Origin of the sequence: Lactococcus petauri, assembly GCF_002154895.1 — a bacterium.
GTDB lineage: Bacteria > Bacillota > Bacilli > Lactobacillales > Streptococcaceae > Lactococcus > Lactococcus petauri.
Genome location: NZ_MUIZ01000002.1, coordinates 80,942 through 95,668, shown reverse-complemented (window position 1 = coordinate 95,668; position 14,727 = coordinate 80,942). Strand labels below are relative to the sequence as shown.

11 protein-coding genes and 1 riboswitch are annotated in these 14,727 nt (G+C 40.9%); all 11 genes read right to left on the bottom strand.

What is annotated here, in order from left to right; all coding sequences use genetic code 11:
• Positions 1 to 81: 81 nt before the first annotated feature.
• Positions 82 to 182: riboswitch (yybP-ykoY riboswitch) on the bottom strand.
• 94 nt (positions 183 to 276) lie between these two features.
• Positions 277 to 618, bottom strand: a complete 342-nt coding sequence (locus BZZ03_RS03175; RefSeq protein ID WP_019293543.1) for a DUF2200 domain-containing protein — start codon at positions 616 to 618, stop codon at positions 277 to 279.
• A 61-nt stretch (positions 619 to 679) separates the two neighbouring features.
• A complete protein-coding gene (locus BZZ03_RS03170; RefSeq protein WP_086582486.1) occupies positions 680 to 1,570 on the bottom strand; it encodes an ROK family protein in 891 nt (296 codons plus the stop codon).
• Complete coding sequence (locus BZZ03_RS03165) at positions 1,554 to 2,933, bottom strand: glycoside hydrolase family 1 protein (protein WP_086582485.1); 1,380 nt, start codon at positions 2,931 to 2,933, stop codon at positions 1,554 to 1,556. Before BZZ03_RS03165 ends, BZZ03_RS03170 begins: the two co-directional genes overlap by 17 nt.
• A gap of 12 nt (positions 2,934 to 2,945) precedes the next feature.
• Positions 2,946 to 3,743, bottom strand: a complete 798-nt coding sequence (locus tag BZZ03_RS03160; protein WP_061413205.1) for a MurR/RpiR family transcriptional regulator — start codon at positions 3,741 to 3,743, stop codon at positions 2,946 to 2,948.
• A 9-nt stretch (positions 3,744 to 3,752) separates the two neighbouring features.
• Positions 3,753 to 6,371, bottom strand: a complete 2,619-nt coding sequence (locus tag BZZ03_RS03155) for a glycoside hydrolase family 38 N-terminal domain-containing protein (RefSeq protein WP_086582484.1) — start codon at positions 6,369 to 6,371, stop codon at positions 3,753 to 3,755.
• A 57-nt stretch (positions 6,372 to 6,428) separates the two neighbouring features.
• Complete coding sequence (locus BZZ03_RS03150; protein ID WP_086582483.1) at positions 6,429 to 6,881, bottom strand: PTS sugar transporter subunit IIA; 453 nt, start codon at positions 6,879 to 6,881, stop codon at positions 6,429 to 6,431.
• A 14-nt stretch (positions 6,882 to 6,895) separates the two neighbouring features.
• Entirely contained in the window at positions 6,896 to 8,389 is a 1,494-nt protein-coding gene (locus BZZ03_RS03145; protein WP_019293549.1) for a PTS fructose transporter subunit IIC, read from the bottom strand.
• A gap of 194 nt (positions 8,390 to 8,583) precedes the next feature.
• Positions 8,584 to 9,321 (bottom strand): MIP/aquaporin family protein, encoded by a 738-nt coding sequence (locus BZZ03_RS03140; protein WP_086582482.1) that lies wholly within the window; start codon positions 9,319 to 9,321, stop codon positions 8,584 to 8,586.
• Between the two features lie 52 nt (positions 9,322 to 9,373).
• Entirely contained in the window at positions 9,374 to 11,203 is a 1,830-nt protein-coding gene (gene glpO / locus BZZ03_RS03135; RefSeq protein ID WP_086582481.1) for a type 1 glycerol-3-phosphate oxidase, read from the bottom strand.
• Between the two features lie 36 nt (positions 11,204 to 11,239).
• Positions 11,240 to 12,736 (bottom strand): glycerol kinase GlpK, encoded by a 1,497-nt coding sequence (gene glpK / locus BZZ03_RS03130; protein ID WP_019292543.1) that lies wholly within the window; start codon positions 12,734 to 12,736, stop codon positions 11,240 to 11,242.
• 160 nt (positions 12,737 to 12,896) lie between these two features.
• Positions 12,897 to 14,591, bottom strand: a complete 1,695-nt coding sequence (locus BZZ03_RS03125; protein WP_086582480.1) for a hypothetical protein — start codon at positions 14,589 to 14,591, stop codon at positions 12,897 to 12,899.
• Positions 14,592 to 14,727 lie beyond the last annotated feature (136 nt).

Below are 14,727 nucleotides of genomic sequence, written 5' to 3'. Positions count from 1 at the left end.
TTCCCTCCAGCATGAACATCTTTCAATGCTTGTATGTAGCGTATTAAAAAGACCCCTGCCAAATCTGGCAAAGGTCTTGCTAAACATGTCATATCCATGTCAACAAAGCCGGTGAGATTAATGCTCACGGAATGACGACTTTGTTTCGGTTTGCACCGACGCTACTCCCCTTTGGGAATTCATATTCAATATTGTTCTTTAATAATAACAAATTCCCTTAGTAAATGCAAGAATTGGACTCAGTCTGGACACATAAAGCTTCATTATGTCCACGAGTTATAAGGTTATTCTTTTAATCTTTTCCAGACTTTTCCCTTTGGCGAGTTCATCTACTACCTTATCCATATAACGTAGCTTTTTCATAAAGTTGTCTTCGATTTCTTCTACACGAACACCGCAAATCACTCCAGTGATAAGAGGCGCATTGTCATTAAAAGGCTGATTTTCAATCAATTGCCCCAAGCTACCCGTGAGCTGGCTAGGATTCGTATATCCTGTCAACCAAGTCAAAATCTCATCTAATTCTTCTTTTGTCCGTCCTTTTTTCTCTACTTTTGCCAAGTAAAGCGGATAAACGGTTTCAAATTTCATCTGTTTTACACGATCAGTGCTTGCCATATTCTTTACCTCTATAAAGCCTTTTCTTTTAAGTATATAGAGCGCTAGTTTTTTTGTCAAATCATCTCTGATCTTTTGGAAAAATAGTGTAAAAATTTAAAGCTGCCCCAATCAGATTTGCATTGTTCATATAATGACAACTTTCAATTCTTGGCAGGATATGAGCTATATCATAGTTTTGAAGACGTTCTGCTAATTTTTTCTGAAGGATTTCTGGCAAATCTTTCCGCGCTGACATTCCGCCACCAATGATAATTGTATCTGGATCAAGCGAAACTTGGATATTATATAAATAATCAGAAATAGTCTCCAGCATATTTTCGATAAGTAAAGTAGCTTGGGGATTTTTTTGATCCATTAAGTCATACAGTTCCTTACCTGAAATTTTCTGCCCTGTCTCTTTGGAATAAGTTTCCGCAGCTTTAACCAATGGTCCGGTTTCGCTAAAAGTTTTATGCTTCGTGTTTTTCATCAAACCGAACTCGCCAGCAAACAGATGCGCACCTTTATAAAGCTTGCGGTTAATAAAGATAGCTCCACCTACTCCTGTACCTATGACCAAAAAAACAGCATTCTGGGCTTCTTTTCCTGCACCATAATCAATTTCACAAATCCCTGCACAATTGGCATCATTTTCGATAGCCACGGGCAAGTCAAAGCATTGTTCAATTTCATCAAATATAGGACGATTGTGCAGATAGGGTACGGCGCTGATTCCTTCAATCCTTCTTTTCGCTGTATTGACAGCGCCTGGAGACGATATCGCTATTCCTTTAAGCTGTGGATAGTCCTTGATAATACTGCCCATCTTCGCAGTAAGCTTTTCAAAGCTTACAGGTGTTTTAAAAGAAGCATTATTCAGGATTTTTTCTCCATCCCATAAACCATATTTTACTGCTGTACCGCCAATATCAAACACGGCGAGCTTCTGTCCATTATTCTTCATATCCATTATGCTCACTTAATTTCTTATACCAAAGTCCGCTCTTTTTCACGGTACGTTTATAATCGTCTTCCAAATCAACCCAATAAAAACCATAGCGGTTGCGATAACCATTCAGCCAAGACCAACAATCAATAAAGGTCCACGTGTGGTAACCAAAGCAATTGCTTCCTTCTTCAATGGCTTGATGAAGATAACTGAGATGCTCCTTCATAAACTCAATGCGATAATCATCTTGGATCATGCCTGAGTCATCCATAAACCGCTCCTCATCAGCTACACCCATACCATTTTCACTGACAAACCAAGGAAGATTATGATAGTCCTTTTTCATCATCATTGCTACATCATAAATGGCTTGCGGGTAAATTTCCCACCCACGATAAGGATTCATTTTCTTTTCAGGCCAATCATAAGGCTGGTAAAAATCATCTAAGGTTTTGGCGGGGAAGCTTGCATCCTCAGGTGCTTGAACGCGACTCGGTTGGTAATAATTTAAACCGATAAAGTCTACTGTATTGGCTGCTACATCTTTTTCATCTTCTGGCAATGTTTCAGGTAAGAGTTGGTTATTTTTGAGAAGTTCAACCAAATCAGTGTTGTGTTTTCCAAGCACCGCAGGATCAAGAAAGCTTTTTATATTGACTAAATCAGCGGCTTTTTTAGCTTTTAAGTCTGCTGCTGACTGACTGCGCGCATAGCTCGGAGATACATTCAGAATAATACCGATGGATCCTTGCGGCATAAGTTCTCTAAAGGTTTGAACAGCTTTTACATGTGCCATTAAGGTATGATAAGCCACTTGAACAGCTTTTTTGATATCAACAATTGCAGGATAATGAAAGCCTTGTAAATAACCACATTCCACATGAACCATTGGTTCATTGAAAGTGGTCCAATCCTGAACTAAATCACCAAAGCATTCAAAAGCTGTTTGGGCATAAAAACGAAAAGCCTCAACAGATTCTCGGATTTCCCACCCACCTTTATCCATCAACCACATGGGCATATCAAAATGAAAAAGGTTAATTATTGGCTTGACACCATTTTCTTTCATTTTTGTAAAATAATCTCTGTAGAAAACCACTGCTTGAGGGTTGAGCGTTTTCCCATCAGGAAGTAGTCGCGTCCATTGGATAGAGGTACGAATCGAATTAAGCCCGATAGCTTTCATCCGTTGGCAATCCTCTACGTAATTTTCGTAAAGATTAGAAGTTATTTCTGGGCCTTGTTTTTCATTAAATCTTTCAGGATTTTCTTTAAACCAGTAATCCCATGTAGAAGCAGATTTACCCTCTTTTAGAGAATAACCTTCAGTTTGTGGACCAGATAAAGCTGAACCCCACAAAAATCCTTCAGGAAATTTTTTCATGTTTAAACCTTCTTATTTTTTATTTTTATGTAAAATTTCTTCAGATTTGATCCATTTCTTTACAGAATCAGAAAAGAGATGAAGATAGCGTTCGTAAAGTATGTCTAATTGAATCAAAATCGGAATTTGTGGTGAGATATTACCGATAGATTCTTCATGTGTTAAGCCCGCTGAAATTAGTGTAATATCTGCTTGTTTAATCAAGTCAGAATTAGGATTGGAAGTAATCAGTGCTATCGGAATATTTTTTTCCTTTGTTATGGTCATCGCTTCAAGAAGATTGCTGTCTATTCCTCTCAAGGATGCCACGAGTATCATTTCACCCTCACGGGCAAATTCTGCTGACATTAAGATTGACTTTTCCTCTGAAATGACACGAACATACTTGCCAAACCGTGAAAATTTGAATGAAAAATCAGCTCCTGTATAACTGTTAAATCCCTTTCCAAAAAAATGAATGATGTTATGATTTTTTATTAAAGCGCACAGCTTGTCCACTTCCACCTCAGAATAAGCATTGTCACTTCGTGTGGCTAAAGCGTGATAAATAGCTGTCACTGCCGATGAAATCGATGGCTCTTCTTTTTTATCCAAGGAAAGGTTGTATAAAAACATGAGTTCCTTGTAATTATCCAAACCAATCTTTTTACAAAAGCGAGTAATCGATGCCTTTGATACAGCTAGTGTTTGTGCTAATTTATCTATATTCAGCGGTGCCTTTTTACTGATAAAATAGTTGGCGATAATCTCCTCAACATAGGTTAATTCCAAACGGTGCGATTCAATTAATATGAAAATATCTTCCTTCATGATTTTTCCTCAATCTATGAAATGAACAGTTTTAATCTGTCCTGCTCTAAAATCTCCCAGATTAATTTTACTATTTTTTTGTCGTTCGGTCAGCGCGATTCCCCTCAGGTCCACAAACTCATAGCGAAGCTCTTGCTCTGACAGAATAAAATTCTCACCCTGAACAGCTTGGGTACTTGGATTATACACCCGTAAGTCCCAACCGCCGTAAAGCTTATTCTTACGGAGTGAACTAAAGACAAGGTCAGGTGCTTTCAAGCTGATATTCTGGGGACTGCAAATTTTTTCTTTCAAGGTATTTGACACAAAATATTTTAAAGTCGTTGTAAAAAGATTTAGACTCTGAATTTGATAGAAAGGCAAGGATAAAGCATAATCAAGGTAACTTTGAGCAAGTCGTGCGGGGTTATAATCCTGTTCTAAACTTATGGCAAATTTGAATGTTAATTTTTCCAACAATTGGCTATCAGGTGTTGGGATGTACTTAAAAGCATTACCAGAAGCTACACCTGGCCTTCTGAGCAAATCAGGCCGTCCTAAAAATCCGACACTTCGAAAGAGGGTTAAAGCTAACTGATGATGATTTTCCCCGATTAATTGATATTCTTTGATTCCTTTGGCAAAAACCGTCCAACTGTTTTTATCATCGTGAGCATTAACCCATTTTAGCATGGGGTAAATAGCTGTTGGTTCTTCACGCCAGCCGATTTCTTGCCAATCTTTCAAATGCGGATCTTCTGCTTCACGCTTCACTGTACCAAAAGGCGTATCTGTGTAAGAATATTGATTAGCAAAAGGAAGATTGATGACTGCACGCATACGATGGTCCAACACTTGATTATCTATCGTCAAATGGCATTCGAGATGCTTGCTCCCTTTTTTTAAGGTAATTTTTAATTCGTAGTCTTGTTTTTGTTGGCAAATGCCTTCTGCACGTTCTTTCAAATCTTTAGGAAGTTCCCAAGAACCTGTCAATAATAACTCTTGATAATGTTCCCCACAAAAAGTACTATTTTTACTTCCTTCAAGTGTCAAATCAAAGACACGATCTGCATGAGCTGGCGAGTAATCGTAAGTATCACCTTCATCACCACCATCTTCAAAAGATAAGATGTTGTCATAACTTTGCTGCATTTTCTTATCAAATAAATGAAGCTGTCCTTTTTCATAGCTCAGCTTGTAGTAATCATTTTCAATATAATCTTGCTTGTCTTCGCTGATGATCTTGCTTGACCGTTGACTTTCTTCAACGAAGTAATTCACAAAACTAAGCGCAGGAACCGTAACTTCTACAGCCAGTTCATGAATATAATAATATTTATCCGGATCTTGAGCAGTTTCTTCGCGTCTGATTTCACCAGAATATTCTTTATTTCTTGCCAGAACATCAAAACTTAGCGCTTCCCCTGCCGTGTTTTTCAGTTGGATATCTTTAAACTCAGTAGAGACATTAATTTTTACTGTTTTAGTTACTTCCCAAGGCAGGGTATTAAAAATGCTGACTTGGTGGTCACAAACTTTTTTCTGTGACTCACTGATTTTTCTGGTCAAGTAGTCGACTATGGAATAAGACAGTTGGTCTGCTTCGATAAAGCGTTCACGAATAATGCGATTGGTTTTATCGCTATTACAGCCGCCCGCACTGTCGTGGGCTTGATTTTTTGCCAGCAATTTCCAGATTCTGTCAATTAAACCCTGCTTGTTAGCAATCCCAAGTTTTTCAGCCATAAGAACGAGTGGTTCTACTTGATAAATCATCCGTCTTTCCAGCTTATCATTCAAATACTTATGGTCGTAACGTGAAGAATAAATCGAGCGATGGATTTTCGAGACTGAGCTGGAGATAAATTCCCCTTCAATTGTGGTCAGTTCCTCTTTTTCGAGTTCGGAGAATAGCTCCTCATAGTTGCTTTCTTTTAACTCATAGTCACTCAGTTTCTGGTTGTAAAAATCAATCCGCTCACGTAGGTTAAAATCTACATAACGCTGGTCTCCTCCTACAGGTAAAACGAGATGTTGCCCCACAGAGCCGTCTTCAATCTGTGTCATAAGTTCTTGGGTTTGGTCACTATGAATAAGTCCAACGCCAACAAAATAACCATCCTTAATATTTGCGGCTAAAACTTTTGAACCATCTTCAGCTTGCCAATAAAATTCGCGGTCCCTTGTTTTTTCCTGCGGCAATCCTCGCCAAAAGACTGTACGATCAATTCCTAAACCTTGATATATCTTAGGCATATCTTTGCTCTGGCCGAAAGAGTCTGGCAGGTAACCGATATTCATATAACCACCCAAATCTTCTGCTAATTCCATTCCCAGAGTCAAATTTCTCACGATTGACTCGCCACTTATGATGAGTTCATCTGTTTGAGTATACCATGGACCAATCCAGAGTTTTCCAGCTTGAACCAGCTTTTTGAGTCGTGTTTTTTGTTCAGGGAAACTTTGGAGGTAGTCATCCAAAATGCTCATTTGCCCATCGAGGAGATAATAAGAAATTTCATTATTCTCCAAAGCGCTCATTACTTCATCCAAATGATAAGCCAACTGGACGAAAGATTCATTATGAGTAAAATACCATTCTAAATCCCAGTGTGTATGATGAATGACGTGTACTTTTTTCTTCATTTTTACTTCCTTATTCATTTTTTCAAAAGGCCAAATCAAGATGATTTGACCTTTGAGTTAAAAATCAATTTTATCTATAACGGCAGTCAGATTATTCGGGTCTTTCTCTGATAAAATATCTTCACGAAATTGATCATCAATTAATTTTCGAGCGATTAAGCTCAGCAACTTCAAGTGCTCAGTCGCACCTTCCTCGGGAATCGTAAGTGCCAAAGCAACTTTCACGGGTTTGCCATCCAAAGCATTCCAAGGAATTTCATTGGCAAATCTAACGAAAAACATGCCCGGCTTTAAGTTCGTTTTATCTTTACAATGAGGAATGGCGATATGGTCTTTAAACCCTGTTGTTGCTTCTGCTTCTCGCTGTTTTAGGCCTTCAAAATATTCGGCTTCATTGTCCACAAAGCCAAGAGAATGCGCAAACTGTGCAATAACTGCAAAGGCTTCTTCCTGTGTACGTGCGCTTGTATCGAAAAGGATATGTTCTTGATTAAAAACTTCTTTGTTCATCTTTATTCACTTTCTTATTTTGCTTTAGCTTTTACTGGCTTTTTGAATTCAATACCTCGTGTAAATCCAATCAATAATGCGGTGGTCAAAATACCTGCACATACGCACAAAATCCATGTTACAAAAGGAATCGGTTGCTCAATATAACCAATAAAGGTTCCCAGAGGCGAGCCAATACCGCCATAAAATTTCGAACCAGTAGCTGAGATAAGTCCACCTGCAACAGCTGAACCTACGACGTTTGAGAAAATCATTCGTACAGGATGTGCTGCCACAAATGGAATAGCTCCTTCAGTGACACCGACAATTCCCATACCGAAGGCTGCACTGGCAGCAATTTTTTCATCTTTTGAAAATTTATTTTTAAATAATATCGTAGCCAACCATACACCTAAGGGTGCTACCGAAATCGCTGCTTGTGTTGCTGTACCTGGTACAAAGTTTGCACCTTCAATACCGTATTTTGTCATTGTATCGGTAAATATTGCTGTCCCAAACACTAAAGCCGTTTTATTGATTGGTCCCCCCAAGTCAAACCCAATCATTGCGCCACAAATGGCTCCGATAATGATTGGTGCACCTGCGAAATTATTATTTAAGTTGGTTAACCCATCATACATGGCATCCATCCCCACTGAGATTGGATTTCCGATGATATAAAGCACGATCAAGCTGATAACTGCTGTTGCAATAAAAGGAATAATCATAATTGGCACGATTGGCATAACAATTTTAGGCCATTTTATTTTTTTCAATCCTTTGACCATATAGCCAACAATGAAAGCCACAATAATAGCACCAATAAAACCTCCACCTGCTTCAGTTCCTAAAAATTCTGGGTCATTAACAAGATAAGCACCAATCATGGCAGGAGCTATTGCGGGTTTGTCTGCAATGGAATTTGCCACAAAACCAGCAAATAGTGGAATCATTAGTTTAAAACCCATCTGCCCAACATAAAAGAGTTTTTCCATGAGGAAGCCCATTTGTGTCGTATTGTCAAAACCCCACTTGACAATACGTCCTAGGTCGTCTCTTTGAAAGGCATAGAGATTGGCAATGGTAAGGAGAAGACCGGCAGCGATGACCATTGGCACCATGTAAGAAATACCACTCATCACATGGGTCAGAAAAGTAACCTTATCTTTATCATTACCAATCTGAATATTCCCTACCTTACTTCCTTTCTTGCCAAAAACTTCAGCCTCAGCGAATGCTTTTTTTATCAAGGCTTCCGAATCTTCAATTGCCGGAATAGATTTTGTAACATAAAGAGGCTTACCTGTGAAACGAATCGGATCAATCTTAATGTCTGAGGCAACAAGTACAAGATCTGCGTTTTCGATCTCTTCAGGAGTTAAGACATTCTCTGCTCCAATAGCTCCATTTGTCTCTACTTTGACCTCATAGCCCATTTTTTTAGCCGCTTTTTCGATAGATTCGGCGGCCATATAGGTGTGCGCTATTCCAGCAGCACAGGCCGTAACGGCTACTATTTTTTTCGACATTTTGTTTCCTCCAAAATTTTTCTTTTAGTTTTGTTATATTTGTAATATAGCACCTCTTATTTTCAAAAGCAAGAGAAAATAAAGCGTTTTCTTTATTTAGTTTTTATTCCCATAAGCTGGAGGATTACTGGTATTTTTTTCATACAAAAAGAGCTAGATTTTTGTCTAACTCTGCTTTTATCTAATATTTCAATTTATTTACTTGCAAATTGAATAACCATGTTAAAGAGAAGGGCGCCTAAGCTACCGCCAATGATTGGACCTACAACAGGAATCCATGCGTAAGACCAGTCAGAATCTCCCTTACCCTTGATAGGTAAGATAGCGTGCATGATACGAGGACCTAAGTCACGTGCAGGATTCAAAGAGTAACCGGTTGTCGCACCAAGTGATAAACCGATGGCTGTGATGATAGCACCGACTAAAAGAGGTGAAACACCAGAAGTTTGCGTAATGGCATATTGACCAAAGGCCAGAATACCTGTCGTTAAGACTGCTGTTCCAACGATTTCACTGATTAAATTCGACCCCGTTTGACGAATGGCTGGACCTGTAGAAAATGTGCCTAAGATATCTGCTGGATTTTTAGTTTCAGCATAGTGAGGGTAAAACATCAGGTAGAGGATAATGCTGGCGACCATTGCCCCAAGCATTTGGGCGATAATATAAGGGAAAACCAAACTCCAGCTAAAGCTACCAATCATTGCCATTGCAATCGTTACTGCTGGATTTAAGTGGGCAGGCGACATAAATCCGGAAATGTAAACCCCCATCATTACTGCAAAGCCCCAACCGAGTGTGATAGCAACCCACCCTGCTCCTGTTGCTTTCGTCTTGTTCAGAACAACGCCTGAAACTACACCGTTACCAAGAAGGATTAAGATAAATGTGCCTAAAAATTCACCGAGGTATTGTACCATTTCTGAGTGCATAGTGACTCCTTTTTTCTATATTTTATTTGTTTCAATCATTTTTGGGATTATTTTACTTCTTCAAGTCCGACAAGTCAGATTCACGAAGTGCTTCTTCCAAAGCTTTTTCTTGTTCTGCTTTTTCTTCTGCAGACCAGCCGAGGTATTCCGCCATGGCATTAACAACATGTACCTTGATAGCATCTACACCTTCACGCATAAATAAAATATGGTTGGTACGACGAAGCAAGTAATCCACTGGCGTCAAGATCATTTCATCTTCAAGCGCATAACGTAAACGTGCTGATTCGGCGAGAGATAGACCTTCATATGGCTCCATTTCAGAAGCATAGGCAAACACTTGGAGAGCGTTCATGCCATAAAAGTCCGCGATGTATTTTGCTTCTTCTTCTGTAAGTCCTGCAGCAACACCAACTTTCATGTTTTCAGCAACAACTTCTTCAACCTTAGTTGGGTCAAATTCACCACCAGAGATTTGGTATTTTTTAGAGTCAATAGGTTCATATTTCAAACCAAAGTCCTCCTCAAGCAGTTGGCAGATAAGCTCCATCGCACCCGCTGCCATTTTACGGTAGTCCGTGATTTTACCGCCCGCTAGAGTAATCAAACCATCGCTCTCGCGTTCGAGGGAACTTCCACGAGATACGGAAGATGGTGCATCTCCTTTTTCGGAAAGGCTTGATTCCATATTGTTCAACAAATGCTCTACTTCGGCTTTTGTTGCTGTTTTATTTTTATAACGGAGCACCGCCTCAACGACAGCGTTAAAGCTGGTTTCAGAAACCGCACCATTATCTCCACCGTTATAGTCTGAACCAGAATTTCCACCTAATAATGGGCGCAATCCAGCCCATGAAGCTTCAATGTCATTAATCGTGATATTTGCTTCAGGGTAGCGGAAATTAATGACATCCAAGAGGTAATCCACATCTTCTTGGGTTACTTTTGGATCAGTAAAGTCGCCATGATAATCTGTATCTGTCGTACCAAAATAAGTTTTATTTTCACGGGGAATAGCAAAGACCATACGTTTATCGTGTTTGCCTGTATCAAAATAAGTTGGTTGTGGTACAGGTAGTTTAGCCGCATCCACTACCAGATGTACACCTTTTGTTGGACGCATTTTTGGCACGATAGGACGTGTGAAGTTCAGATAACGAATCTTATCTACCCAAGGACCACTTGTGTTAATCACAAGTTTAGCTTTGACTTCAATGACTTGGTCTGTCAACAAATCACGCGCACGAACACCAGAGATTTGTCCATCGGTATAGGTAAAATCAATCACTTTCATCTTGCTAATGGCTTGCGCACCGTCTTCTACGGCTTTCTTGATATTATCAATTACCAAGCGTGCATCATTGTTACGATAGTCAAGATAAACACCAGCTCCTTGTAACCCTTTTTTCTTGATGAGTGGCTCACGGCGCAATACTTCTTCTGGTGAGATAGTATAGTTAGCATATGGTGAGTCTTCATCCACACCGGCCAAACGGTCATACAAATCCATCGCGATTTTCACAGAAAACATATCAAAAGTTGTCTTGCCTTCATCATCGTAGATAGGAAGTAACATCGGATCTGGCTTAGGAATATGGGGCGCAATGCCTTGAACAACAGCACGTTCTGAAACTGTATCAGAAACGACTTCGACATCGAAGTTTTTGAGGTAGCGGATCCCTCCATGCACGAGTTTTGTCGAGCGTGAGGATGTTCCTTCTGAAAAGTCCTGCATTTCAAGCACGGCAACTTTCATGCCAGCTGCCGCTGCTTGTAATGTCAATCCAGCACCAGTGATTCCCCCTCCGATAACGAGTAGGTCCATCTCTTCATTTTGAACTTTTGTGATTGCTTCTTGTCTTGTTTTTTTAGAAAAAGCCATTTCTATTCTCCTTTTAGGTTACTGTCTAATTGCTTATTATTTGAAAGCGCGTGTCGCATTCACGGCTTTTTTCCAACCGGCATAGAGTTCTTCTCTGCGTTCTTCTTGCATTTGAGTTTGGAAAATTTTGCCCGGTTCATAGGATTCTTTAAGTTCTTCTAAGTCTTTCCAGAAACCAACAGCTAGTCCTGCAAGGAAGGCTGCACCAAGTGCTGTTGTTTCCAAATCGCCCGCACGTTGGATTGGGATATTCAGGATATCCGCTTGGAACTGCATCAAGTATTCATTGTTTGCAGCACCGCCGTCTACCTTGAGCACAGACATATCGATTCCTGTATCTTCTTTCATGGTGCTGACTACATCACGAACTTGATAAGCAATCCCTTGTAAGGTTGCTTTCACAATATCTTCTTTTGTTGTTCCACGTGTCAAGCCAAACATCGCACCACGCGCTTCTTGGTCCCAATACGGAGCACCAAGGCCGACAAAAGCTGGCACCACGTAAACTTCATCTTGACTCCTAGATTGAAGTGCCACTTCTTCGGAATCACTGGCCCGCTCCAACATTTTCAAACCATCACGTAACCATTGGATAGATGAGCCTGCGACAAAGATACTTCCCTCTAAGGCATAATAAACTTTTCCGTTAATACCATAGCCAATCGTTGTCAGCATGTTATTTTTCGAAATATGTGGTTTCTCACCTGTGTTCATGACAATAAATGAACCTGTACCATAGGTATTTTTAATCATCCCGGGCTCAAAGGCCATTTGACCAAATAATGCAGCTTGCTGGTCTCCCGCCATACCAGAGATTGGTACTTCAGAGCCGAAGAAATGGAAACCTTTAGTTACACCGTAAACTTCTGAGTTGGACTTAACTTCTGGAAGCATTGAAGCTGGGATATTAAGAATTTTCAGGATTTCTTCGTCCCATTTCAACTCGTGAATATTGTAGAGCATCGTACGGCTGGCATTAGAATAGTCGGTATAGTGTGCATCGCCATCTGTCAACTTCCACAAGAGCCATGTATCGATGGTTCCAAAGAGGAGCTCGCCGCGTTCGGCACGCTCTTGTGCACCTTCTACGTGATCAAGGATCCAACGAATCTTTGTGGCTGAAAAGTAGGAATCAACAATAAGTCCTGTCTTTTTATGGAAGAGTTCATCATGCCCTGCTTCTTTAAGACCATTGGCAATGTCGGCAGATTGACGAGATTGCCATACAATGGCATGGTAGATGGGTTTGCCTGTCTTTTTGTCCCAGATAATGGTTGTTTCACGTTGGTTAGTTATACCGATACCGGCAACCTGTACAGGTTTGATACCAGATTCGATAAAAGCTCCTGCGATAACAGACTGAACAGAGTTCCAAATCTCGTTGGCATCATGTTCGACCCAACCTTCTTTAGGAAAGTACTGGGTGAATTCCTTTTGGGAACTGCCAATGTGTTTACCTTGTTTATCAAATATAATAGCTCTTGAGCTTGTCGTACCTTGGTCAATTGCCATAATGTAAGAAGTTTCTGTCATGTTCGTTCTCCTTTGTAAACGCTTTCTATATTTCATATTATAGCATTTAAAGATAATGAAATACTTTCATTTTTTAAGAAATTCTAAAAAAAATTGGCAGTCAAAGGAAAAAAAGAGCTTTGGACAGAGAAAAACTCCCCAGCATGTGGGGAGTTTAGGGTTATTGGTGGATGATGAGGGCGGGACGTGCCCCAAGATTAGATATGGTGTGTGAACGTTGAAAACCGGAAGCAGCAGTAAACGTACCAGCTGCTATTGTCCATGCACTATTGAGTTGTGGGAACAGGGGATAAGTTGCAGGCGTACGTAACCACCATATGTTGGGCCAAGGGGAAGCAGCCATACGGTCGGACAAGTTGTTCGCAAAACCAGAACTCGTACCGAATGTTAAATATTGAACATCTGCTACCGAGAGGGCAAAGGCACTAGGGATGCCCCCTTCTGCTTCTGAAACAACTCTTGTTCTGTCCGCCGCAACTTCTGGATAAGCACTCAGATTAGTGATAGACAATAGAGTGCCACTAATCTGAAGTCCACCCGTAGTACCACCCACGCGGGAATCATGGACATCTCCTGTACTAAAAGATTCAGCTACAGGAGCAACCAACGCACGAAATTCGAGCGAAAGCTCCTCATCGAACCACGCATCCATACGATCCTCTTGCTCATACCAAGACGTATAGGTAAGGACAGAGTTACTGATAATCCAGTGATAACCGCCCTCCATGTTTTCAAGGTAACGGAACTCTTGGGGTTCTCCTGGACTATCTACTGTAAATATCCTGTTGGAACCAGCTGTATCACGCATTGTACTAAAGGTAAAGTCCCTGACAGGGGCAGGAAATTGTGGTGAAGCATTGCCATCGGCACCGACTCTGATACGGTCAAGAAGTTCTTCCAAGGCCTCAGAAGCTTGGTCTTCATGGGAAAAACGCTCTGCACTGACATTGATTAATTCACTGTCGACGTGGATGGCGTAATAGTAAGAACCTTGAATCGCACGAGCCGCATCTTCCATGCGTGCCTCGTCTATCAAGTATGAAGTCGCTTGCCCGGGATTAAGCCTATTCGCCCAGTAAGCCCAACCTGTCTCTGGGTCCATGACCCAGAAGTTACCGATTTGCTTATTTCTTCCTACTTCATCATTCTCTGCCTCTGTTCGGAGTGCTCTCCATTCTTGCAGGGTAATAGGATTGCGCTCTTGGCGGAGATTCTGGGAAGTTGTGCGTGTGCCCTCTGTAGAACCTGGCCAGACGATGTCATTTTGTCCATTGGTGTAGGAGACGTTGGCTTGCCAGAAATTATCTTTGCCATCGCCGGGATGAGTGGCACCTCTTTCAAGGTAGTCTTGCGCATCGCCGGCAGCAGCTGTCGTCAAATCTATACTGTCATGATTAAAGGTCGGCAAGTACCAAGGTTCCTCTTGGTTGTCACGTTCCCAACCAAAGGTGAGAGTGGAATATTGGGTAAAGTTAGATGAACCATCAACAGCTGAACGGCTATTAATATCACCTTCTTCTGGTCTATAGATGGTCCAAGTGCTCGAATCATGGCGATCACCGCCTGCCACTTGTATCCAGCCTGTCTGACCGCGTTTTTGATACTCCATGAACTCCGACAGACGAATTCTTGCCATGATGGGTTCTTGACCGTAATTTTCGACAAAGACATCCTTATTTTCTGTCTGACGGTTGAAGTAATCATGCACCCGAGCGCCAACAGGTGCTGGATTTTCCCGCAAACGGTCATTAATGGCTTGTTGGTTAAAGGCCGCAAAGGCAAAAGTGCCCCCAATCAAGCCAACCAATACCAAAAGGGCGATATTGCGCAGTCTGTGTTTTTTATCTTCATTCATAAGCTTCTCCTTCCTTCAAGGTAGAAAAAACTTAGAACTGTGGGACGGAAAATTACCGTCTGCTCTGCTCTGCTCTGCTCTGCTCTGCTCTTGAATTATAGACCATCACATTACCTCGTCAAGTGTTTTAGTTATT